We start from the raw sequence: 23,493 nt of genomic DNA on the forward strand, positions 1-23,493 counted from the left end.
GGCCAATGACCCGGCCATGATGCCGGCGAGGCTCACGCGGCCTGCGTGCGCTTGTTCTGCCGGTTGGTGATCAGGTCGTCGACCACGGCCGGGTCGGCGAGCGTCGAGGTGTCGCCGAGCGCGCCGTACTCGTCCTCGGCGATCTTGCGCAGGATGCGGCGCATGATCTTGCCCGAGCGGGTCTTGGGCAGGCCGGGGGCGAACTGGATCAGGTCGGGCGACGCGATCGGGCCGATCTCCTTGCGCACCCAGGCGACGAGCTCCTTGCGCAGCTCCTCGGACGGCTCCTCGCCGGCCATCAGGGTCACGTAGGCGTAGATGCCCTGGCCCTTGATGTCGTGCGGATAGCCCACCACGGCGGCCTCGGACACCTTCGGGTGCGCCACCAGCGCCGACTCGACTTCCGCCGTGCCCATGCGGTGGCCGGACACGTTGATCACGTCGTCCACGCGGCCGGTGATCCAGTAATAGCCGTCCTGGTCGCGCCGGCAGCCGTCACCCGTGAAGTACTTGCCCGGATAGGTGGAGAAATAGGTCTGCACGAAGCGCTCGTGGTCGCCGTAGACCGTGCGCATCTGGCCGGGCCAGGAATCGGCGATCACCAGGTTGCCCTCGGTGGCGCCCTCCAGCACCTTGCCGTCCGCATCGACGATCTGCGGCTTCACGCCGAAGAAGGGCCGGGTGGCCGAGCCGGGCTTGAGCTTCGTCGCGCCGGGCAGCGGCGTGATCAGGATGCCGCCGGTCTCGGTCTGCCACCAGGTGTCGACGATCGGGCAGCGGCCGTCGCCGACCACCCGGTGGTACCATTCCCAGGCCTCCGGGTTGATCGGCTCGCCGACCGAGCCCAGCAGGCGCAGCGACCGGCGCGAGGTCGTCTTCACCGGCTCCTCGCCGGCCTGCATGAGCGAGCGGATCGCGGTCGGGGCGGTGTAGAAGATGTTGACCTGGTGCTTGTCGATCACGTCCCAGAACCGGGAGATCGTCGGATAGGTGGGCACGCCCTCGAACATCAGCGTGGTGGCGCCGTTCGCCAGCGGCCCGTACAGGATGTAGGAATGGCCCGTGACCCAGCCCACGTCGGCCGTGCACCAGTAGATGTCGCCGTCGTGGTAGTCGAACACGTATTGGTGCGTCATCGCCGCATAGACGAGATAGCCGCCCGTGGTGTGCAGCACGCCCTTCGGGGTTCCGGTGCTCCCCGACGTGTAGAGGATGAACAGCGGATCCTCGGCATTCATCTCCTCAACGGGGCACTCGTCGGAGACGAGTTCGGCCGCCTCGTCGTAGTACACGTCCCGGCCCGGCACCATGTTGAGCGCCGAGCCCGTGCGGCGCACCACCAGCACGTGGTCGACCACGCCGGCGCCGACACGCTCGATGGCCGCGTCCACGTTCACCTTGAGCGGCACCTTGCGGCCGCCGCGCAGGCCTTCGTCCGCCGTGACGATGAAGGCGGACTTGGCGTCCTGGATGCGGCTCGCGAGCGAATCGGGCGAGAAGCCGCCGAACACCACGGAATGGATGGCGCCGAGCCGCGCACAGGCGAGCATCGCGTAGGCGGCCTCCGGGATCATCGGCATGTAGATCGTGACGCGATCGCCCTTCTCCACGCCGCGGTTGCGCATGATGTTGGCCATGCGGCAGACCTGGGCGTGCAGCTCGCGGTAGGTGATCTGCTTCGATTCCGACGGGTCGTCGCCCTCCCAGATGATGGCGACCTGGTCGCCCCGGGTGTGGAGGTGCCGGTCGACGCAGTTATAGGCCACGTTGGTGACCCCGTCCTCGAACCAGCGGATCGCCACGTTGTCGGGGCCGAAATTGGTGTTCTTGATCCGGGTCGGCGCCTTGAACCAGTCGATGCGCTTGGCCTCCTCGCTCCAGAAGCCCTCCGGATCCCGGATCGAGGCCTCGTACTTGGCCCGGTAGCCCGCGTCGTCCAGATAGGCACGGTGGGTCCACTCGGCCGGCACGTCGTAGATCTTCTCGTCCATGGCGCTTCTCCCGAACGCATCCTCGATGAAATTAGCGCTAGGTTTACGGAAGAAGAGAGGGGTCGGGCAAGCGGGGCCGGGATCGGACTTTGGTCTCTGCTCCTTCCGGAGCAGCGCGGGCGCCGGCAACGTCGGTCCGGCCTGCGGGATAAACATGGGCTGATCCGTCGATCCGGAGTATGATCGTCTCATGTCCGACCCTCAGACAGACATCGCCAGGATCCAGGAATGCATCGTCGAGGCGGATCTGCGGATCTCCGCGCAGATCGCCCAGATCGAGCGGATGGTCGAGACGGGCCGCGACACGACCGAAGCCCAGGACCTGCTCGGGCAGCTGGAGGCTCTCGTGGAGCAGTGGCACGTCCGGCGAAGGATCATCCTGGATGACGTCGCCACGGCCCGGAGCTCGGCCACAAGAGTCGGCCTGTAACCCTACGTTTCCGCTCCAGACACCTGGATGGGCGCGATCTGGAGGGCCTTTTGCTCCTCGGCCGTCGCCAGGGCATCCATGTGCTGCGCGTATTCCAGAAGCTGTCGCCTGGCATCGTTCAACGAGATCCAGGCGGCCATTTCCCGGGCGTCGTGAGCCCGCCTGCGGTAATCCGCGGCCTGATCGAATGGAAACGCTCGCACTGCCTACCCCCGTGCCCGCCGACGAGCCTTAACGATCGGCGACCATCTTTGTTCACGCGTCCCGATCATTGGATCTGAATCGCCCCGCTTGGACTTTCGCCCGATGAGCCCCATATATCCGTCATCACCGGCCGGTCACGAATCCGTAGGCGCCGGTGGCTGAGAGAGACGTGCGCTCCCGCCTGCAGGGCCGAGGAGCGCCGTCATGGCCGACAATTCCCAAGATGGACTGCCCCAAGATCGAATTCCGTCCGTCATGTACGACGCCGCGCTTCTTCGCATGTCGTGGGACGCCATAGCGCGGGCCAAGAAGCTGCTGGATCAAACCCAGCCGCTCGTGGACCGGATCACGGGCGGTTCCCTGATCGGCGCGCGTCCCCTTAACTTGGTTGAAGGCGAGCCGCCTGGGAACGTGCAACTGTCGCCCGATGAGTGATCCCGTTTTGGACAAATGTTTTGAAATCAGCGCCTTGGCAAGCCGTCGTGTGGGCCCGCTCCGGGTGGAGCATCAGCAGCGCTTGCAGCGCTGCCGCAGGCAGGTCGCCCTGGCGCACATGCTTCTGGCGCAGCCGGTCTATCCCTACGATCCCGTGGCGCCGCACGACCCGTTCGATCTCAGGGGCGTGAAGACCAAAGAGAGAGCGTAGATCGCATCCCCTGGCCTGGGCTTCCGGCCATGACGGGAAAGGGCAGCGCGAACCGGACGCTCACCCTGCCCCGTCATCACCGGCCTTGTGCCGGTGATCCCGCTTGCTTGAAGCACCGCGCCTTTCGGTATCGGGATGGCCGGGACAGGCCCGGCCATGACGGGAGGGGGCGACAGGGAACCCCTCACACGCCGCCCATCCGGCAGATGATCGCCCATTCCTCGTCGGTGACCGGCTGCACCGAGAGGCGGGAATTGTTGACCAGGATCATCGTGTCGAGGCCGGGCTCCTTCTTGATCGCCTCGAGGGTGACCGGGCGCTTGAAGGGTTTGACCGCCTTGATGTCGACCATGCCGAACCGGCCCGTCTCGTCCGTGTGGTCCGGGTAGTATTCCCGGATCACCTCGACGATGCCGACCACCGCCTTGCCCTCGTTTGAATGGTAGAAGAAGCCCTGCTCGCCCTTTTTCATGGCCATCAGGTTCTGCTTGGCCACGTGGTTGCGCACCCCGTTCCAGTGCGTGCCTTTCGCCCCCTCGGCGACCTGGCTGTCCCAGGACCAGACGGAGGGTTCGGACTTGTAGAGCCAGTGGGCCATCGACGCTTACTCTTACTGTTCGGATTTGACGGGACGGTTCATGAGCGCATCGACCGCCTGATCGAGACTCCATGCGCCGGACAGGATCTGCTCGACGGCCTCCGCGATCGGCATGTCGATGGTCTTTGCCCGCGCCAGCGCCACGAGGGCGCTCGCGGTCGCGGCGCCCTCCACCAGCTTGCCGCCGGCGGCCTCGGCGACGCTCATGCCCTGGCCGAGGCGCTGGCCGAAGGCGAAGTTGCGGGAATGGGCCGACGAGCAGGTGAGCACCAGATCGCCCAGGCCCGACAGCCCCATCAGGGTTTCCGGGTCGCCGCCATAGGCGCGGGCGAAGCGCAGGAGCTCGGCGAAGCCGCGGGCGATCAGCGCCGCCTTGGCGCTCTCGCCCAGGCCCCGGCCGGCCACGGCCCCGCACGCGATGGCGAGCACGTTCTTGGCCGCGCCTCCGATCTCGACGCCGCGCACGTCGCCCCGGTGATAGACGCGCAGGGTCGGGCCGGACAGGGCGGTCGCGAGGTCTTGCGCGAGGGCCGCGTCCCGGCAGGCGAGCGTCACGGCGGTGGGCAGGCCGCGGGCCACGTCGTCGGCGAAGCTCGGGCCCGAGAGCACGCCCACGGGCGCCCCGGGGCGCACCTCCTCCACCACGTCGCAGAGAAAGGATCCGCTCGCGCGCTCGATCCCCTTGGCGCAGAGCACCAGCGGGGTCGCCCGCGGCAGCGCGCCGGCGAGCGCCGCGCTCATCTCGCGCGTGGTCTGCGCCGGCGTGACGAGGAGAACGGCCCGGACGCCGGCCAGATCGGCGAGGGCCGCGGTCGGGCGAATGCGCTCGTGCAGCGCCACGCCCGGCAGGAAGCGCTCGTTGGCGCGCGTCGCCGCCAGGGCCGCCGCGTGCTCGGGCGAGCGCATCCAGAGCACCACGTCGTTGCCGGCATTGGCCGCCGCATTGGCGAGCGCCGTCCCCCAGGCGCCCGCGCCGGCGATGCCGATGGTAGGGGCCTGCCCGGCCATGTCAGGCCTTCGCCCCGGCCTCGTCGCGGCTCGTGTCGAGGGGCCAGCGGGCGCGGGCCGGGGCCGCGATGTCGTCGATGAGGCCGAGCCGCATGCGCTCCAGGCCGGCCCAGGCGATCATGGCGCCGTTGTCGCCGCACAGGGCCAGCGGCGGGGCGACGAGCTTGAGTCCGGCCTCCACGGCGAGCCGCTGCAGGCCCTGGCGCATGCCCTGGTTGGCCGCGACGCCGCCCGCCACCACGAGGGCGGTCGGGTGGCCGGCGATGTCCCGGAAGGCGCGCAGGCCCACGCGGGTGCGGTCGACCACCACGTCCACGATGGCGGCCTGGAAGCCGGCGCAGAGATCGGCGATGTCGCTGGCGGTGAGCGGGGCGATCCTCTCCGCCTCGATGCGCACGGCGGTCTTGAGCCCCGACAGGGAGAAATTGGGTTCCGCCCGGCCCTGCATGGGGCGCGGGAACGAGAAGCGCTCCGGATTGCCCTTCAGGGCCTCCTGCTCCACGTGCGGGCCGCCCGGATAGGGCAGGCCCAGCATCTTGGCGACCTTGTCGAAGGCCTCGCCGATGGCGTCGTCGATGGTGGTGCCGAGGCGCACGTAGTCGCCGACGCCGCGCACCGCCACGAGCTGGGTGTGGCCCCCGGAGGCGAGCAGCAGCAGGTAGGGGAAGCCGATGCCGTCGGTGAGCCGCGCGGTGAGCGCGTGGGCCTCCAGGTGGTTCACCGCCATCAGGGGCTTGCGGGTCACGAGCGAGATCGCCTTGGCGGTGGTCAGCCCCACGAGCACGCCGCCGATCAGCCCGGGGCCCGCCGCCACCGCGATGCCGTTGACGTCCTTCACGGAGCAGTTGGCGCTTTTCAGCGCCCGGGCCACGAGCCGGTCGATCACCTCCACATGGGCGCGGGCGGCGATCTCCGGCACGACGCCGCCGTAGCGGGCATGCTCGGCGATCTGGCTCAGCACCTCGTTGGAGAGGATCTCGCCGCGTCCGTCGAAGCCGATTCCGACCACGGCGGCCGCGGTCTCGTCGCAGGTGGTCTCGATGCCAAGGATGCGCATGGGCGGGGCTGCTCAATTCCGGTGTTGTCCGGGCTTCCGGCCCGGCGCTCCTCCCCCTATAGTCCGCCGCGCCGCATCAAATCAAACCCGATCGTTCAAGACAGGAGACCTCAGGCAGAATGGCCTCTTCACCCACCCTGGTCATCGGTACGCGAGGCAGCCCCCTGGCGCTCGCCCAGGCCCACGAGACGCAAGACAGGCTGGTCGCTGCCCATGGTTCAACCGGGGCCGGCTGGACCGTGGAGCACCTGCCCCTGTCGATCATCAAGACCACGGGCGACGCCATCCAGGACCGGCCCCTGTCCGAGGCCGGCGGCAAGGGCCTGTTCACCAAGGAACTCGACATCGCGCTCCTCGAGGGCTCCATCGATCTCGCGGTCCATTCCGCCAAGGACCTGCCGACGGCCCTGCCGGAGGGCATCGCCATCGCGGGCTTCCTGCCGCGCGAGGACGTGCGCGACGCCTTCATCAGCCACCGCTTCCGGAGCCTGGACGATCTTCCGCGCGGCGCCGTGGTGGGCTCCGCATCGCTGCGGCGGCAGGCTCAGGTCCGCCGCCTGCGGCCCGACCTTCAGGTGACACTCTTGCGCGGCAACGTGCAGACGCGGTTGGCGAAACTTGAACGCGGCGAGGTCGACGCGACCCTGCTCGCCATGGCGGGCCTGCGCCGGCTCGGGCTCACCGGCCACGTGACCACCGTGCTCGAGACGGACGACTTCCTCCCGGCCGTGGGGCAGGGGGCCATCGCGGTGGCGATCCGGGCCGAGGACGAGCGGGTGCGGCAGGCGCTGGCGCCCATCCTCGATGGGCCGACCGGGCAGGCGCTCGCCGCCGAGCGGGCCTTTCTCACCATCCTCGACGGCTCCTGCCGCACCCCGATCGCCGGCCATGCCCGGCTCATCGGGCCCGAACTCGAGATCCGCGGCCTCGTGCTGCGTCCCGACGGGTCGGAGAGCCTGGAGGCCGTGCGCCGCGGCGCGCCGGAGGATGCAGCCGCCCTCGGGCGCGAGGCCGGGGCGGAGCTGCGCGCCCGCATGCCGGCCGATTTCCTGAAAGCCTGATGCAGGTCCTCGTCACCCGATCGCCCGAGGATGCCGGGCGCACGGCGGAGAAGCTCGCCGCCCTGGGCCATGCGGCCTGCCTCGCCCCCGTGACCCGGATCGTCCCGACCGGCGACCCCGAGCCGGACGCGCTCTGGGACGGGCTCATCGTGACCAGCGCCCACGCGGCCGATGCCCTGACGGGCCTCGACCGGGACAGGCCCGTCTTCGCCGTCGGGGCGCGCACGGCCGATGCGGTGCGGGCCCAGGGCTTCGCCCGCGTGTCCGTGGCGGACGGGGACGCGGTGTCGCTGGCGCGGCTGATTCGCGAAACCCTGCCGCCGGGCCTCGTTCTGCTCCACGTGACCGGCCGCCACCACAAGGACGAGCCGGCCGCCTCGCTCCATGCGGGCGGATTTCGCGTCCTGTCCTGGGAGGCCTACGAGGCGAAAGCGGTCGAGACGCTGCCCGAAGCCGCCGCCGCGGCCCTGCGCACTGGCCAAATCGGCGCCGCGCTCCATTATTCACGGCGGAGCGCGGATCTCGTCGTCCGGCTGGCCGAGGAGGCGGGACTGGCTTCGAACCTCCGGGCCGTTTCCCATCTCTGCCTGTCGGCCGACGTGGCCGCGCCCCTCGCGGCCGCCGGCGCGGCGACACGCGTGGCCGGGGACCCGTCCGAGGACGCGCTTCTCGGTCTCCTCGGTCCGCCTCCGCCGCATCGCCGGTGATGCTGCCGTTGGGAAGCTTTGCCATACGAGGAGGATCGTGGTCCGATGGGCCCGCCCGTTTTCGAGGATCGTACCGCCAGGAGGACAGAACGAGGGAACGAAACGCTCCGCCCAAGCTTGCCTCAATTGCCTTTCATACTGACCATTCGAAGATCTCGCGCCTGAAGCGACCCCTGCAAGACCCATGCAAGAGTGACCCGTGACCGATTCATCTGATCCCCGACGTCCGAAATCGTCCCGCAAGAAGCCTTCGCGCGAGCCGGCGACCCTCGACCTGAAGGCGACCGTGATCGACGACGGCATAGCCCATGCCGGTGCCGCCCGGGATACGGTCGGGCCGGACACTCTCGGACCAGACACCCTCGGGCTGGACACTCTTGGTCCCGAGACCCTTGGTCCCGGCACCCCTGTCCCGGAATCCCCCGTCGGGGAGGGGGCCTCCGAGACGACGATTGCCGCAGGCGCGGCCCCGGAGGTGATTCTCGACGACACCATCCCGAGCGGCAGCACGCCTCTGGCCGAGGATGTGGTGGCCTCGCCGGAGGCCACGCTCGATTCGGGAGCCGGCACCGATACGCTCCCGGCCGGAGCCTCCGTCGAGGAGCCCTGGAAGCCGGATACCAGGTCGTCTGAAAGCTCCTTCCAGGAATCTCCCAGTCAGGAATCTCCCACGCCCCAGGAATCTTCCGCGGCGCGGGGGCAGGACGATGCCGTGCCTCCTCCCCAGGCTGCTCCGGAGCGGCGCAGCTCCGCCGGCGCTCTCCTCGGTTCGGGGCTGCTCGGCGGCCTGATCGGAGCGGGCCTCCTCTACGGATTGCAGGCCTGGCAGGGCTCTCCCGCTCAGGACGACCCGCGGCTCGCGCAACTGGAGCAGCGGGTGAACGCCCTGCGGCAGCAGCCGGCCCCGTCCGGACAGCCCCAGGCCGCCACGCAGGCGCTGGAGGGCCGCCTTCAGGCGCTCGAAACCGCCCGAGGCGATCTGGATCAGCGGCTCCAGGCCATTCAGGACACGGCCCAGCAGGCGGCGAGCCAGGCGCAGGAGGCCTTGAACCGCCCCGCGCCCGAGGCTCCGCAGCCGGCGCCGCAGAACGAGGCCGCGCTTGCCGATCTGGGGAACCGCCTGTCGGCCCTCGACGAGCAGGTCCGGGCGAACGCCCAGGCGGCGACCGATGCCGCGGCCAAGGCCGCGACCGCCACGCAGGAGCTCGACCGCCGCATCGCGGACCTGGACCGGCGCCTCGCCGACCAGGACCGTCGGTTCGGCGAGGCCGAGAGGCGTTTCTCCGAGACGGATCGCCGCTTCACGGACACCGACCGGCGGTTCGCCGAACAGGAGCAGCGTCTTGCGGCCCTGTCCCAGCAGGCGGCGCAGAACGCCCGCACCGCGGAGGCGGCCGGCCAATCCGGGACCAAGGTCGTGCTCGCCGGGCGCCTGAACGACGCGCTGACGAGCGGGACGCCCTATGCGGACGTACTCGACAGCGTCAGGAAGGCCGGAGCCGACGCGAGCCGCGTGGCGCCCCTGGAGCCCTTCGCCCAGCAGGGGGCACCGACCGCGGAGACGCTCACCCGCAGCTTCGAGCCGGTCGAGACAGCGATCCTGCGCGAGAACCGCGGCCCGGCCGAGGGCTGGACCGACCGGTTGCTGCGCATGGCCGACCGGGTGGTGACGGTCAGGCCCGTGAACGACCCGGGCTCCGCGGGCGTTCCGGGCCTCGTCGCCCGCATCCGGCAAGCTCTGGAGCACGGCGACGTGGCGGAGGCCGCCGCCTCCTGGGAGGCCCTGCCCGAGCCGTCGCGGCGGCTCTCCGAGGACTGGGGCCGGCAGGTCAAGGCGGTCGCCGAGGCGCGCCAGGCCGCGCAGGCGATCAGCTCCGACGCCCTCGCCACCCTCAACCGTACGACGCAATAAAAGGATCTGCCCCGCATGTGGCGCGCTCTCGTTTTCATCGGACTTCTCTGCGTCGCGGCCTTCGGCGCGGTCTGGCTGGCCGACCGGCCGGGCACGGTCCTGATCACCTTCGGCGGCTATGAAATCCAGATGTCGGTGGCGGTGGCTGCGATCTCCCTGGCCGGCCTCGCCCTGGCCCTGGCGCTGCTCTGGTCCCTGGTCACCGGCCTCATCCAGCTGCCGACCCGCCTGACCTTCGCGTCGCGGGCGCGCCGCCGCTCCCGTGGCTATCAGGCCGTTTCGCGAGGGATGGTGGCGGTCGGCGCCGGCGACACCATCGCGGCCCGCCGCTACGCCAACGAGGCCGAGCGCCTGCTGGGCAAGGAGCCCCTGACGCTCCTGCTCAAGGCGCAGGCCGCCCAGGTGTCCGGCAACCGGGAGGTCGCCGAAGCCGCTTTCCGGCAAATGATGGACGAGGACGAGACGCGGGTCCTCGGCCTGCGCGGCCTCTTCGTCGAGGCGCGCCGCCGGGGGGACGCGGAATCGGCGCACGAATACGCCACCGAGGCCGTGCGCCTGGCGCCGGCGGCCGCCTGGGCAAGCGATGCGGTGCTCGAAGCGCGCTGCGCCGAACGGGACTGGCGCGGGGCGCTCGAAACCGTCGAGCGGCGGACCTCGCTTGGCCTCCTCGACAAGAAGACGGCAAGACGCCACCGGGCCGTCCTGCTCACGGCCGACGCCCTGGAGCGGATCGACCGGGATCCGGAGGGAGCACTCAGGAGCGCCCAGGATGCGGTGAAGCTCGCGCCCGACCTCGTGCCGGCCGCGGCGCTGGCCGGGCGTCTCCTGTCGCGGAAAGGGGATCTGCGCCGGGCCGCCAAGGTGGTCGAGACCGCTTGGCGCAGCCTGCCGCATCCGGATCTGGCGGAGGTCTACCTCAACCTCCGTCCGGGCGATTCGGGTCTCGATCGCCTCAAACGCGCGGAAACGCTCTCGCGGCTCTCCAACGGAGCACCGGAAGGACGCCTCGCGGTGGCGCGTTCGGCCCTTGAGGCCCGCGAGTTCGACCGGGCCCGTGACGCCCTCGAGCCCCTGCTGCGGGACCGGCCGACCATGCGGGTCTGCCTCCTCATGTCCGACCTGGAGCAGGCCGAGCACGGCTCCACGGGCAAGGGGCGCGAATGGCTGGCCCGCGCCACCCGGGCGCCGCGGGATCCGGCCTGGATCGCCGACGGGGTCGTGTCCGATCACTGGGCGCCGATCTCGCCCGTGACCGGCCGCCTCGACGCTTTCGTCTGGCAGGCGCCGCCCGACGTGCTGATCGCCCCCGAACTCACCCTGCACGACGACGTGACGGCGGATCTCGACGACGAGGTCAGGGCCCTGCCCGTGGCGCCTGCCGAAGAGCCCGTTTCTCAGCCTCCTTCCAGCGCACCCGTCCCTGCGCCGGGGCCCGCGCCGGCGGAGAACGACGTTCGGACCGAGGCCGTCATCGCCGAACCGCTCAAGGAAGAGATGCGGGCGGAAACGCCGCCCCCACCGTCCGGACCAGTGGTCTTCCCGGCCACGCCGCCCGACGTGCCGAAGCCGAAGGAGCAGGCGTCCGCACGTCGCAGCGCTTTTTCGGTCTGGTGAGCCATTCCGACCTTTCCCTCCCTTGCCAACCAGCAGGGGAGGGGGTAAGAGGGCGGCCTCTCGGATCGCAACCTTGCGATGCCGCAATAGCTCAGCTGGTAGAGCACCTCATTCGTAATGAGGGGGTCGGGGGTTCGAATCCCTCTTGCGGCACCATCCATTCTCCCTGAAAACCAAGGGGTTGACGGTTGGTCCGGCAAGGTCTTAAAGACCTGCCACCTCGCCCGGTGCCCATCAGGTCGCCACGGTGAGGAGAGAAGGATTGGTCGAAAGGCCAGTGCAGATCAGACTGGGGTCGTAGCTCAGTTGGGAGAGCGCGTGAATGGCATTCACGAGGTCAGCGGTTCGATCCCGCTCGGCTCCACCAATCTGATCTGAAAACGGAGCGTGCGGGTGTAGCTCAGGGGTAGAGCACAACCTTGCCAAGGTTGGGGTCGAGGGTTCGAATCCCTTCGCCCGCTCCAGTTCCTTCGAACAGGGACATTTATCGACAAGGCGCCTCCGGGCGCCTTTCGTGTTCATAGGCCCTCGCTCAGACAAACGGGCCCCGTCCAGGGATGGAGCAGGGCCCGCGGTGACTCTGAGTCACACGTCATCGACGTTCATCCGGGTAAACCGGTCATTTAATCTCAAGATGTCGAGCTGAAGGATGTCTCCGGCGCTCAACGTTTCGACGCGGAGGGGGTCTTCAGCCCAGGCGAAATCGCTATGCGAGCCTCCATCCGTTCAAGCCGGGGCGGGTGCCCGGTTCATCGATATTGCGGAGCAGGCGTCGGTCAGGAACCCGCTCGAACAAGCATGCCGCTCCGCTCTGCGCGACGGGCTCTTCTCCAGGAGCGAGATCACGTCCCGTCAGAGATACAAAGCGTTCAGCATGCGGCTTGTTTCAGCGTGGCGGAAAAGAAAGTGGCCCGGCTAACGAGTGCTGGGCCACGATCATCTCACCTGTCGTCGCGCTGAACGGCCGTGTCAGGCGGCCTTGACGTCCTGGAGGAAAGTCGAGACTTCGCGGCCGAGATCGTGCGAGTGGCGCGACAGTTCCTGGGCCGCTCCCAGAACCTGGGACGCCGCCGAACCGGTTTCTCCGGCTCCGTTCTGCACATCGACGATGTTGCCGGTCACCCGCTCGGTGCCCCGCGCCGCTTCCTGGACGTTGCGGGCGATCTCGGCGGTCGCGGCGCCTTGCTCCTCCATGGCGGCCGCGATGGATACGGAAATCTGCGACATCTCGGTGATGGTGCGGGCGATCTCCTGGATGGCGGAGACTGTCTGGCCGGTCGCCTGCTGGACCGACGAGATCTGCTGCGAGATCTCCTCGGTGGCCCGGGCGGTCTGGCTCGCCAGCTCCTTGACCTCAGTGGCGACGACGGCGAAGCCCTTGCCGGCCTCGCCGGCGCGCGCCGCCTCGATGGTGGCGTTGAGCGCCAGCAGGTTGGTCTGGCCCGCAATCGTGTTGATCAGCTGCACCACGTCGCCGATCTTGTCGGCCATCGTGGCCAGTTCCTGAACCGTTCCGTTGGTGCGCTGAGCGCCTTCGACCGCGCGCTCGGCGATCTGCGAGGACTGCGCCACCTGGCTGGCGATCTCGCGGATCGAGATCGACAGCTCCTCGGTGGCGGCCGCCACCGTCTGCACGTTGGCCGAGGTCTGCTGAGCGACGGACGCTACGGCGAGGGACTGGCTGGTCGTCTGGCCGGCGATCGACGTCATGGACTGGGCCGTGGCCTCCATCTCGGTGGCCGCCGAGGACAGCCCCTGCGTCAGGGCCGAGACGTTCATCTCGAAGCGCTTGGTGAGCTGGTCGAGCAGCTCGGCCCGGCGCATCTTGGCTTGGTTCTCCGCCTCCTGGGCGGCCGCGAGGCGGCGTGCCTCGACGGCGTTGTCCTTGAACACCTGCAGCGAGCGGGCGAGCGCCCCGACCTCGTCCTTGCGCTCCGTGCCGGTCACCTCGACCGACAGGTCGCCGTCCGCCAGCCGGCCCATGGCGCCGGCAACGCCGTTCAGGGGACGCGCGACCCCATAGATCATGATGGATGCCAGGAGGCCGATGGCGAGAGCCAGGCCGACGACGGACGCCGTCATCAGATGCATGGACGTGCTCGAGGCAACCTCGGCCGACTCGGCTTTTTCCTGGTTCAGGGACTGGAGGTTGGCCTCGATCCTCTGATCGAGCGCCTGCATGGCCTTGTCGCGCAGAGCCTGCCCCTCGCCGGTCGACAGCTTGAAGGCTTCCTCGCTCTCGTTGAGCTGCGTATGGGCGATGCTCCGGCCCATGACCGCGAAGTAATCTTCGACGGCCTTCTTCAAATCCTCGTTGGAGCGGCGGATCTCAGGCGAGTCGGACAGGGCAATCAGCGTGTCGAAGTCCTTGAGAGCAGCCTCTTTCGCATCCTTGAACCGCTTGTCGTAGACCAGGATCTGCTCGACGCGCGTCTCGATGATCAGGTTCTTCTCCTGGATCGCAGCGTCGTTGACATTGGCCTTGGCGCTGAGCGCCGTGCTGCGCCGCGCCGCATGGACGTCGACGATCTGGTGCGTCTCGCTCGCCAGCATGTCGAGGCTGGATTTGGCGAAGACGATCAGCCCGATCGTCACGGCGATGAACAGCGCCACCGGGATGGCGAGCTTGGTGATCAGCTTGAGATTGTTGAGAGCTTTCATGGTCGTCTCGATATGCGGTCCGCGTTCGGGCGGACGGTGCACGCGTGCCACGACGCGCAGGAATTTGCAGGCCTGCAGGAATTAGCTCCTGGAGCTTGCGTCAGGCTTGGCGACGACCCCGAATGATGTGCTGGCTAACAATGGCGTTCCCCCGTGCAGTCGTCAGTCTCCTGAGGTGCTTGCTCCTGAGGTGCTTGGCGGACGCTTGATCCTCTTGCGGGACGAGAATGAATAAGGCCGCTGCGGAGCAGCGGCCCTTGCCTTGATCGATGCCGTGGCGGCTGTGTCAGGCGGCCTTGACGTCCTGCAGGAAGGTCGAGACTTCGCGGCCGAGATCGTGGGAGTGGCGCGACAGCTCCTGGGCCGCTCCCAGAACCTGGCTGGCGGCGGCCCCGGTCTCGCCGGCGCCCTGCTGCACGTCCGCGATGCTGCCGGTCACGGCTTCCGTGCCGCGCGCTGCCTCCTGGACGTTGCGGGCGATCTCGGCCGTGGCTGCGCCCTGCTCCTCCATCGCAGCCGCGATCGAGGTCGAGATCTGGCTCATCTCGGTGATCGTGCGGGCGATCTCCTGGATGGCGGAGACCGTCTGCTGCGTGGCCTGCTGGACCGACGAGATCTGCTGCGAGATCTCCTCGGTGGCCCGGGCGGTCTGGCTCGCCAGCTCCTTGACCTCAGTGGCGACGACGGCGAAGCCCTTGCCGGCTTCCCCGGCGCGCGCCGCCTCGATGGTGGCGTTGAGCGCCAGCAGGTTGGTCTGGCCCGCAATCGTGTTGATCAGCTGCACCACGTCGCCGATCTTGGCCGCCGTGGTGGCGAGATCCTGCACGGCCGCATCGGTGCGGCGCGCGCCCTGCACGGCCCGGTCGGCGATCTGCGAGGACTGCGCCACCTGGCTGGCGATCTCACGGATCGAGATCGACAGCTCCTCGGTGGCGGCCGCCACCGTCTGCACGTTCGACGAGGTCTGCTGGGCGGCCGACGAGACGGTGACCGATTGCTGCGTGGTCTGGCCGGCGATCGACGTCATGGACTGGGCCGTGGCCTCCATCTCGGTGGCCGCCGAGGACAGCCCCTGCGTCAGGGCCGAGACGTTCATCTCGAAGCGCTTGGTCAACTGGTCGAGCAGCTCGGCCCGGCGCATCTTGGCCTGGTTCTCCGCCTCCTGGGCGGCCGCGAGGCGGCGTGCCTCGACGGCGTTGTCCTTGAACACCTGCAGCGAGCGGGCGAGCGCCCCGACCTCGTCCTTGCGCTCCACGCCGGTCACCTCGACCGACAGGTCGCCATCCGCCAGCCGGCCCATGGCGCCGGCCATTGCACCGAGCGGGCGGGTAATGCCGACGATCACGATCGCACCGAGCAACCCGAGAGCCGACAGAATGCCGACGACCGCCGATGCGATGAGCGTTGTCGATGTCTCATCGGCAAGCTCTGCGCCATCGTCAGCCGACTCGGCCAGAGCCTTCTTGTTCGCGTCGATCCGCGCGGTGAGCAGTTCACGGGCCTTCTTGCGAACGTCGCGGCCTTCGCCGTTGGAGATCGCCAAGGCTGCCGGGTCGTTGTCCTGCATGGCAAAGGCGACACTCTTGTCCATGAAGTCGAAATAGGCGTTCAGGGTCGTCTGGATCTCTTCGTTGATCTTGCGCCGTTCCGCCGTATTCGAGAGCTCAACGAGCTCCTTGGCGTGTTGCAGGGCCAGCTTCTTGTAGTCCTGGTAGACTGTCTCGCCGCTCTTCAGGCGATCCTGCTGGCCGGAATTGAGGAGGATGAGGTTCTTCTCCTGGATGCTCGCCTCGTTCACCTCGGCATTCATCTGGAGGATGACCGTCAGACGGGCCACGTCGTGCTCGACCAGATCTCTGGTGTCATCGGCAATATTGTTCAAACCGCGATCGGCCATGACGATCAGGCCAATGCTGACGGCGACGAGAATAAAGGTGGGAATAGCTAACTTGACGATCAGCTTCAGGTTATTGAGAAAACGCATAGTCCTTCGATGACCTGCCCGCATCGCCGCGGGAGGCGCACGCCCCCGCGACGCGCTTGCAACAGGTGTCTTGTTTATAATCGTTCCATGCTGCATCGCACATTACGGAATATTACTTAGTAAGATGCGAGACCGGGCAACAGCGAGGGTAAACCGCGCTAGATTTTAGTATAGATCTGAACTTTTACTTTATGTTAATCTTCGTTGAGATCGGCTTTGCGAGCCGATTCCCGGCATCGACGCGGGTGTGACGTGTTCCTCGGCTCCGATCCGCAAGCCCGGCTTCCGGCAGCGCTGGTCGAATGACGCCAGGGAGCGGCTCCGTTCGACGCTGCATCACGGGATGCCGATCCCAGGCTGCTCAAGGGTGAGTTCGGCCAGAGCCGGCAGGCCGGACTGCATGCAGATCGTCGTCTGCGCCGGATCGATGCCGACGGCCAGGTAATCGAAGGCAACTTCCAGAACGTTGCGGCGCACCTTGGCGGGATCGGACGCATTGTCCGTGAGCGCTTGACTGTCGGCGAGCAGCAGATACTGCCTGTGGCTGTGCTGAAGGGCGACGGGGTTCCGCAGGGATCCGGCATGATGGCCGAGATGGAGCGGGCCGGTCGTGCGGTTTCCAGTCAGGATGACGGGGCGTGGATCGCTGTAGACATGGGGCTTCTCCGGATGAGAGCCGCCATGAGGGAGGGCCTGATCGGATCACGAACGATGCCTGCCACACGTGGCGGCTATGGTCGTGGCGAAAAACATGACGACGTGCCGCTCCTGTCAGGAGCGCCACCAAAGGGTTGCGGCCGGGGTCGCACGATCGGTCATGCGCGGATGAATGCCACGGGCGATGTGTCCGCGCAAGCCACGCGGGGCGTCAGAGAACCACGATGCCGGCGTGCTTGGCCTTGTTGTCGGGCTCGACATGGATCGTGATGAGCGCGTCCTGCACGGCGGCCTTGAGCGCCCGTTCCAGGCGGTCGCAGATGTCGTGGGCGTCGGTCACGCTCATGTGGCCGGGCACCACGAGATGGAAATCGATGAAGGTCATCCGGCCCGCATGGCGCGTGCGCAGGTCGTGCGCTTCGATGGCGCCTTCCGCGTTGACCGCGATGACCTCGCGCACGCGGGCGAGCGTCGCCTCCGGCAGGGCCTCGTCCATGAGGCCGCCGATGCTTTCCTTCATCAGCCCCCAGCCGGACCAGAGGATGTTGACGGCCACCAGAGCCGCAAGGGCGGAGTCGAGCCAGTACCAGCCCGTGATGGGAACCAGCAGAAGGCCGATCAGGACTCCCGCCGAGGTCATCACATCGGTCAGGAGATGGCGCCCGTCGGCCACAAGCGCCGGGGAGCGCATGCGCCGTCCGCGGCTGATCAGCAGCCAGGACCAGAAGGCGTTGATGACGCCCGCGAAGGCATTGATCGCCAGGCCCTCCATGGGGGCGTCGATCATCTTCGGCGACAGGAAGCCGAAATAGGCCTCCCGCAGGATCGCCAGCGCGGCCACGATGATCAGAACGCCTTCGAGGACGGCGGAAAAATACTCCACCTTGTGGTGTCCGTAGGGATGGTTGGCGTCCGCCGGGGCAGCGCTCAGGCGCACCGCCATGAAGGCCGCCAACGCGGTCACCACATTGATGATGCTTTCCAGCGCATCCGAATAAAGCGCAATGCTGCCCGTAATGTAGTAGGCGGCATATTTCAGAACGAGAACAACCGTTCCGACGAAAATGCTGCCCAGGGCAAGTTTTTGAATCTTGTCCATGGCGCGATGCTTGACGAGAGAGTTCTGCGGGAAACGAGGCGACCTTATAGAGGCTGTTTTCCCAAGCGCAACACTTTGTTTTTACTTGCAATTCGTTCGCAAAGTCAGGTCTTCGAAAAGACGTTTTGTCCGGACGTCGGACCTGGTCGCGCAGAACGAAGGTGCGATCCCGGGTGCCGGAAGCCGGCGGCGGGTCACTCCGGGAGAGCCGTCGCCTTCAGCAGGAGCTTGCCGTAATAGCGCGACAGGGAAGGGGCGAGCGTCTGGCAGTGCCGGACGAGCGCGAGGGCTTCCACCCGCCGTCCGGCCCCGATGGTGTCGAGAACCGTCGGATGCAGCTCGATCAATTCGGCCAGCGCCGGATCCTGAGGTTGGGTTGCGGGCGCCAGGATGGTGAAGATGGCCGTCTTCTCGGCGCGGCCTTTCACGGCGATCCGGTCGAGTTCGATCAGCACGAAATGCTCCTGCAGGGCGCTCGCCGTCGCGGGCCCGAGCACGATGGAAACGCCGTATTCCTTCGACAGGCTCTCCAGGCGCGAGGCGAGGTTCACCGTGTCGCCGAGAACCGAGTAATCGTAGCGCCAGCGCGATCCCACGTTGCCGACCACGCAATCGCCGGTGTTGATGCCCACCCCGATGGCGAAGCGCGGCGCGTCCTCGCCCTGTTCCCGGCTCAGCTCGGCGTTCAGGATTTCGACCGCCTCCAGCATGCGCATGGCCGCCCTAGCCGCGCGCAGCGGATGGTTCGGGCTCGGCAGCGGCGCGTTCCAGAACGCCATCACGCAATCGCCGATGTATTTGTCGATGGTTCCGCCTTCCGCGAGCACCGCTTCGGAGAGCGGATCGAGCAGGCGATTGATGAGAGCGGTCAGCCGCTCCGGCTCGTCCTTCAGCTTCTCGGACAGGGTCGTGAAGCCGCGCACGTCGCAGAACAGGATCGAGAGTTCGCGGCGTTCGCCGCCGAGCTTGAGGGCGCTCGGATCACGGGCGAGCTGAGCGACAAGATCCGGCGAGAGGTAGCGCGAGAAGGCTTCCGACACGGTGCGGCGCAGATGGCGCTCCCGGGCGTAATCGAGCCCGAACCGCGCGCCGAAGACGGCGAGCGCCGCGGCGGCCGGCAGGGCCGGCGGGGCCCAGACGCGGCCGAGGCGCAGCATGGCCCATGCCCCGACGAAGAAGAACGCGACCAGGAACGCCGCCGCGAGCCCGGTCCGCCAGGACACGCCCCGGGTGGAGAAGGCGGCGGCCAGGAGGGCTCCGGCGATCACGAGAAGCGCCATGACGAGCCGGGGCACGGGCAGCACGTAGAGATTGTGCCTGAGATTGTCGAGGATCGTGGCCTGGACCTCCACGCCCGCCGTGAGCGTCCCTTCCGTAAGCGTATAGGGCGTCGGGAAGGTATCGGGCGCGCCGATCTCGGCGGAGGTCGCCTGCTTCAGGCTCAGGCCCACCAGCACGACTTGGTCCTTGAAGAATCCGGGCGGCAGGAACTCGTCCGGCTTCAGGGCCTGGTAATAGGAGACGGTCGGATAGGAGCGGGCCGGCCCGAAATACTGGATCAGGGCGCCGTCCGGGGCGGGCCCCTGCGGTTCGCCCTTCAGGCGAAGCACTTCGGCCGCCAGGCTGTCGTTCAATGGCGGCATGCGCCGCAGATAGGCGTCGCCGTCGAGATCCACGGACGCCACGCCGATGGCCGCGCCGGCATCGAGGAACGGATCGAGAGGCATGACCCGGGTGACCTGAACGCCCTGGGCCAGCGGCGTAGTCACGTCGTCGGCGGCCAGCACCACGTCCGGTCCGAGCGCCCCTGCGAAGGCCGTGTCGGCCACCTCTGTGGTCGGGTCGGCGAAGATGATGTCGAAGGCGATCACCTTCGCGCCGGCGGCCCGCAGGTTCTCGACCAGCCTGGCGTGAAGCTCCCGCGACCAGGGCCAGCGCTGGCCGACTTCGCCGATGGACGGCTCGTCGATGGCCACCACCACGGCGCCCGGCTGCGCCGGCAGGGGCGGCGCGATGACGGAGAGAATGTCGTAGAGCCGCGCCTCGACCAGGCGAAAAGGCGGGAAGGCGAGAACCGGGATCAGCAGAGCGGCGATCAGCCCGGCCATGGCGAAGTGACGCCAGAGGGGCTCTCCTGCGTGGTCTCTCGCTGTCGATCCTCCGCCGCTCACTCAGAACCGCGCCTTCACGCTCGCCGCCACGGTGCGGCCCGGAGCCGGGATGTCGAACCCGAAATCGTATCTCTGGTCGAACAGGTTCAGCGCCGTCACGCCGACCTGGAAGCGCCGGTCCGGCGTTTCCCAGGTCAGGGCGGCGTCGGTCGTCCAGTACGAATCGAGCCGGTCGTTCCCGTAGGAGCCCGAGCGCTCGCCGATGAAATTCTGGGTCAGGGTGAACCGCAGGCGGCTCGGATGGACGAAGGTCATCCCGAAGCGGGCAAAGCGCTCCGGAATGTAGGGAACCGGCTCGCCGATGCCTGTGGGCTCATCCGTCCGCGAGCTTTCCAAAATCTTCGACGTCGCTCCGCCCACGGTGCCGAAGACGCCGATCCCGTGACCGAGCCAGACATTGATCGTGGCGGCGAGCCATTCGGCGCGGGCCTCCTCGATGTCCTCGAAGCTGCTCAGCGTGTTGATTCTGGGAACGTTGAGATCGTTCACGGTCTGCCGCTGATATTCCAGGGCCGTGAAGACTCGCGGCGTCCATTCCGCATCCCAGCGCAGCACGAGGCTCTTGGTCGGCCCGCTGGCGGGCGTATCGTTGGGGATCAACCCGACCGTCGTGGTCGGCGCGAGCGTGTAGCTCAGGAACGTGTCGGCGTTCTCCACATAGGCGGCGCGGAGCCATTGCCCTTCCAGCGGCGAGATGCCGATGCCGAAGCGGGGCGAGACCCAGACATCGGGCCTGTCGTATTTGACGTCGAGGAAGGTGCGATGGATCCCGGCCTCGGCCTCGAACCAGTCGTTCGGACGCCACAGGACGTCCGCATACGCGCGGCCTCCGCGGAACGGGCTCTCGGACGCGACGCTGTCGCTGTCGCTGCCGATACCGCTGAAGTAGTAGAGATCGCTGTTGCTGACGCCTCTGTCGCGCAATTGACCGGCCTGCGCCTCCAGCCCGTAGCGCAAGTTGAAGTCGCCGATCCCGATGGCGTGGCTGACGGCGCCGACCACGCCGTCGACGCGCTGCTTCTGGCTCCAGAGGGTGTGGATGGCATAGGGATTGCCGAGTTCGGGGTAGAACCCGTAATCCCAGACCTCACCGCGGTCGAGCGTGTCGTTCCGGCTCGCGAACACGGCGGCCGAAAGCACGTTCCGGTACCCGAAGGTGTGGCTCCAGCCGGCCATTCCGAACAGGTTGGTCGTGTCCCGCTCGATATGCTGTGTGAGGTCGATCCGGTTGATATCGGTCAGGCCCGGCTGTCCCTCGTTCGCCCAGCCCATGAACAGGAAGCGATCAGCGGCGCTGGGTGCGGTGCCGAGGCTGAAGGTAATGCCCCGTCCCCTCTCGTTGTCGGCGGTCAGATCGCCGCGGGCCTCGTTGGCGCTCGCGGAGAGGCTGAAGCTCGTGGGCAGCGGCTCGTTGACGAAGCCGTTGACCAACACGCCCGATTGATAGCCGACCTGGCCGCCGCGCACGATCGCCCCGCCGCCGATTTCCGTATCGAGAAAAGGGCGGCGGATCGGATCGTAGCGCCCGATGCGCCCAGCGACGGCCAGGGGATCGAGAAGCAATCCCTGGATCGAGAGGTTCAGGGCGGCGCTGTTGAGGTCCGTGCCTTCCGCAGTATCGAGCGTCGGTTCGGTGGCGAACAGGCCGGGGCGGCTGACGATCGCCTGATCGAAATAGCCTTGGGCTTCGAAGGGATCGAAGGTGCGGTCGGCGTAGAAGCGCGCCCAATCGTGCAGATTGATAAAGCGATAGGCTTCGACCGGATAGGAGCCGGTCTGCTTGCTGACCGAGATCCCGGCATAATCGCCGCCCCGGTCCCGGTAGCGCTTCAGGGCCTCGCGCGCGGCCAGGATCGCCTCGTCGGCAAGATAAAGGTCGAGGGCAAAGGCCGTGCGCAGGATGGGGATGATGGGAGATCTCGGATCGAGCCTGTCGGCATTGTCGAGGGTCTGCCAGGCGAGCTCGTAATCGCCGTTCTGGAAAAAGCCATCGGCCAGGGTGACCTGGTCGTTGGCGAGAGCCGGATTGACGGCGGAGCCGGCCAGCATGAACTCGATCGCTTCGGCCATCCTGCCTTTCTGCAGCAGATAGCGTCCACGGGCCGTGTACGCGGTGGTCGGGTCGAGCGCCAGCGCCTTGTCGATGAGAGCGCCCGCCTCGTCCACCCGGCTCTGGTCGAGGAGGAGAAGGGCCAGGTTGACATAGGGGATCGGGTTCTGCGGCTCCATCGCGAGCGCGCGCCGGAAGGCGGCCTCGGCCTCGACGAAGGCGCCGCGGCCCTGTTCGAGCAGGCCGATCTGGTTCAGGAGCGAGAAATTCGGTTCCGTCTTCACGACCGCGTAGAGGTCGGCCAGGGCGCCGTCGATGTCGCGGGCGTAATCCGCCTTGATCGTCGCCCCGAACGCGACCACGTTCGGATCGGTCGGATCGGCGCCCTTGGCCCGTTCATAGGCCGCGTACATGTCCTCGCGATGGTCGAGATCCTGGGCCAGGGACGCGGAAAGAATGGCAAGGCCGGCATCGTTCGGAAATGCCTTTTCGGCGGCCGCCGCCTCGGCGGCGGCGGCTTTGAGATCCTGGCGGAAACCGGTGAGATAGGCACTGATCTCCGCCGTTCTGGGATCCTTGACCGGGACCTTCGGGACCGGCTGGACCCGCTTCGGATCCGCCAGGGAGGCCGCCGCGTAGCGGCCATACTCGGCCCAGCCGCGGCGCCGGGAGTCCAGACCGGGCTTGGCGCGCTCGAAGAGCCTGATCGCGTCCTGCCAGCGGCGGTCTGCACCGGCCATGAGGGCCTCCAGGTAGTCGGCGCGGGCACGCTGCGCCCGAGTCATCGGGCGGCTGCGGGCCTCCGCCAGGGGGGCCGCCGCCGCACGCCTGTCGCCGGAATTCATGAGGCTTTCGGCAAGGGTGAGCCAATCCTCCGCCGTGCGGGCTTCGGCCGGTAGAGCCTGGATCCGCGCGCCTTCGGCCTTGAACTGCCTGGTCTCCAAGGTCGTGGTCGGCAGGTTGATGAACACCTCGCGCATCGTCATGTAGAAGAGCATCTGCTCGCGGTCATTGGGGCTGACGAGGACGAATTTCGTCGGCGCCTGACCGACGGCCGCCACCGCGCCTTCGCCCTGACGCACCGTCACCGCGCCCTGCGGATTCTTGAGCTCGACGACGCCTTCCAGCACCACCAGGGAGGTCTTGCCCGCGCCGTCAACCGACAGGGACCAGTCGGTGCCGCGGATCGCCGCCACCGCGGCAGGCGTCTTGACGTCGACGCCCGAGCCGCCGCGGGCGGCGCGGGCCCAGATGTTGCCGGCCTGGAGGCTGAGCTGGGTGTTCGCGTCGCCGCCGCCGGCCACGTCGTTGACGGTCAGGGTCGAGTTGCGGCCGACGCGGATCTGGGTCTGGTCCTTGAACAGGATCGCCAGATTGCCGATGGCGTTGGTGCGCAGGGTGTCGCCGCCCACGAGGCTCTGCTGGAGCTGGGCGGCGCGCCAGAGGTCCTCGCGCACGAAGCGCATCTCCTCGCCGCCCTTGGCCGCCACGATGGCGCCCGCAGCGGGGGCTTGGCGCGCCACGGGCTCCTGCGCCTGAGCATCGGCAAGGGACAGCGCCAGGACGCTTGCAGCGGCCAGAAACCTGAGGGAACGGAAAGACATGGAGGGTCGGCTCGATCGAAAGGTTACCTGCTCTAACGT

The 23,493-nt window shown here is 68.0% G+C and carries 17 protein-coding genes, 3 tRNA genes and 1 pseudogene; 10 read left to right on the forward strand and 11 right to left on the reverse strand.

Annotation, left to right across the window (positions count from 1 at the left end; translation table 11 throughout):
* Positions 1 to 32 precede the first annotated feature (32 nt).
* A complete protein-coding gene (gene acs, locus HPT29_RS01915; RefSeq protein ID WP_173949054.1) occupies positions 33 to 1,991 on the reverse strand; it encodes an acetate--CoA ligase in 1,959 nt (652 codons plus the stop codon).
* Between the two features lie 190 nt (positions 1,992 to 2,181).
* Here acs and HPT29_RS01920 point away from each other — a divergent pair, with 190 nt between their 5' ends.
* Complete coding sequence (locus HPT29_RS01920; RefSeq protein WP_173949053.1) at positions 2,182 to 2,421, forward strand: hypothetical protein; 240 nt, start codon at positions 2,182 to 2,184, stop codon at positions 2,419 to 2,421.
* Between the two features lie 2 nt (positions 2,422 to 2,423).
* On the opposite strand, the gene HPT29_RS01925 is transcribed toward HPT29_RS01920, so the two are convergent.
* On the reverse strand, positions 2,424 to 2,624 hold the full coding sequence (locus tag HPT29_RS01925) for a hypothetical protein (protein ID WP_173949052.1): 201 nt from the start codon (positions 2,622 to 2,624) through the stop codon (positions 2,424 to 2,426).
* A 205-nt stretch (positions 2,625 to 2,829) separates the two neighbouring features.
* On the opposite strand from HPT29_RS01925, the gene HPT29_RS01930 reads away from it, so the two are divergent.
* Entirely contained in the window at positions 2,830 to 3,060 is a 231-nt protein-coding gene (locus HPT29_RS01930; protein ID WP_173949051.1) for a hypothetical protein, read from the forward strand.
* Positions 3,061 to 3,094: 34 nt separating this feature from the next.
* On the forward strand, positions 3,095 to 3,271 hold the full coding sequence (locus HPT29_RS01935) for a hypothetical protein (protein WP_173949050.1): 177 nt from the start codon (positions 3,095 to 3,097) through the stop codon (positions 3,269 to 3,271).
* A gap of 184 nt (positions 3,272 to 3,455) precedes the next feature.
* On the opposite strand, the gene HPT29_RS01940 is transcribed toward HPT29_RS01935, so the two are convergent.
* The 3 genes from HPT29_RS01940 to tsaD are packed head-to-tail and all read right to left on the reverse strand — an operon-like array spanning position 3,456 to position 5,934.
* Positions 3,456 to 3,869 carry an EVE domain-containing protein gene (locus tag HPT29_RS01940; protein WP_173949049.1) on the reverse strand — a complete coding sequence of 138 codons (414 nt, stop codon included), beginning with the start codon at positions 3,867 to 3,869 and terminating at the stop codon, positions 3,456 to 3,458.
* Positions 3,870 to 3,881: 12 nt separating this feature from the next.
* Entirely contained in the window at positions 3,882 to 4,877 is a 996-nt protein-coding gene (locus HPT29_RS01945; protein WP_173949048.1) for an NAD(P)H-dependent glycerol-3-phosphate dehydrogenase, read from the reverse strand.
* Position 4,878: 1 nt separating this feature from the next.
* The gene (gene tsaD / locus HPT29_RS01950) at positions 4,879 to 5,934 is read right to left on the reverse strand and encodes a tRNA (adenosine(37)-N6)-threonylcarbamoyltransferase complex transferase subunit TsaD (protein ID WP_173949047.1); all 1,056 of its coding nucleotides are present in this window, start codon (positions 5,932 to 5,934) and stop codon (positions 4,879 to 4,881) included.
* A gap of 119 nt (positions 5,935 to 6,053) precedes the next feature.
* Here tsaD and hemC point away from each other — a divergent pair, with 119 nt between their 5' ends.
* The 7 genes from hemC (at position 6,054) to HPT29_RS01985 (ending at position 11,692) form a co-directional block, all read left to right on the forward strand.
* Positions 6,054 to 6,995 carry a hydroxymethylbilane synthase gene (hemC, locus tag HPT29_RS01955; RefSeq protein WP_173949046.1) on the forward strand — a complete coding sequence of 314 codons (942 nt, stop codon included), beginning with the start codon at positions 6,054 to 6,056 and terminating at the stop codon, positions 6,993 to 6,995.
* Positions 6,995 to 7,702 (forward strand): uroporphyrinogen-III synthase, encoded by a 708-nt coding sequence (locus HPT29_RS01960; RefSeq protein ID WP_173949045.1) that lies wholly within the window; start codon positions 6,995 to 6,997, stop codon positions 7,700 to 7,702. Before hemC ends, HPT29_RS01960 begins: the two co-directional genes overlap by 1 nt.
* Before the next feature lie 199 nt (positions 7,703 to 7,901).
* Entirely contained in the window at positions 7,902 to 9,614 is a 1,713-nt protein-coding gene (locus HPT29_RS01965) for a COG4223 family protein (RefSeq protein WP_173949044.1), read from the forward strand.
* 15 nt (positions 9,615 to 9,629) lie between these two features.
* Positions 9,630 to 11,228 carry a heme biosynthesis protein HemY gene (locus HPT29_RS01970; protein ID WP_173949043.1) on the forward strand — a complete coding sequence of 533 codons (1,599 nt, stop codon included), beginning with the start codon at positions 9,630 to 9,632 and terminating at the stop codon, positions 11,226 to 11,228.
* Positions 11,229 to 11,308: 80 nt separating this feature from the next.
* Positions 11,309 to 11,384, forward strand: a tRNA-Thr gene (locus HPT29_RS01975).
* Between the two features lie 135 nt (positions 11,385 to 11,519).
* Positions 11,520 to 11,595 (forward strand) — tRNA-Ala (locus HPT29_RS01980).
* A 22-nt stretch (positions 11,596 to 11,617) separates the two neighbouring features.
* Positions 11,618 to 11,692 (forward strand) — tRNA-Gly (locus HPT29_RS01985).
* 505 nt (positions 11,693 to 12,197) lie between these two features.
* Here HPT29_RS01985 and HPT29_RS01990 read toward each other — a convergent pair.
* The 6 genes and pseudogenes from HPT29_RS01990 to HPT29_RS02015 form a co-directional block, all read right to left on the reverse strand.
* Positions 12,198 to 13,889, reverse strand: a complete 1,692-nt coding sequence (locus HPT29_RS01990; protein WP_173949042.1) for a methyl-accepting chemotaxis protein — start codon at positions 13,887 to 13,889, stop codon at positions 12,198 to 12,200.
* A gap of 286 nt (positions 13,890 to 14,175) precedes the next feature.
* Positions 14,176 to 15,873, reverse strand: coding sequence for a methyl-accepting chemotaxis protein (locus HPT29_RS01995; protein WP_173949041.1), 1,698 nt, complete (start codon positions 15,871 to 15,873; stop codon positions 14,176 to 14,178).
* A gap of 363 nt (positions 15,874 to 16,236) precedes the next feature.
* A pseudogene (locus HPT29_RS02000) lies at positions 16,237 to 16,503 on the reverse strand (tryptophan--tRNA ligase); the annotation flags it as partial.
* A 238-nt stretch (positions 16,504 to 16,741) separates the two neighbouring features.
* Positions 16,742 to 17,629, reverse strand: a complete 888-nt coding sequence (locus HPT29_RS02005; RefSeq protein WP_173949040.1) for a cation diffusion facilitator family transporter — start codon at positions 17,627 to 17,629, stop codon at positions 16,742 to 16,744.
* Positions 17,630 to 17,823: 194 nt separating this feature from the next.
* Complete coding sequence (locus tag HPT29_RS02010; RefSeq protein ID WP_173949039.1) at positions 17,824 to 19,737, reverse strand: CHASE2 domain-containing protein; 1,914 nt, start codon at positions 19,735 to 19,737, stop codon at positions 17,824 to 17,826.
* A gap of 63 nt (positions 19,738 to 19,800) precedes the next feature.
* Positions 19,801 to 23,454 (reverse strand): FecR domain-containing protein, encoded by a 3,654-nt coding sequence (locus HPT29_RS02015; RefSeq protein WP_173949038.1) that lies wholly within the window; start codon positions 23,452 to 23,454, stop codon positions 19,801 to 19,803.
* Positions 23,455 to 23,493: the final 39 nt, after the last annotated feature.

Origin of the sequence: Microvirga terrae, from assembly GCF_013307435.2 — a bacterium.
Classification (GTDB): Bacteria; Pseudomonadota; Alphaproteobacteria; order Rhizobiales; family Beijerinckiaceae; genus Microvirga; species Microvirga terrae.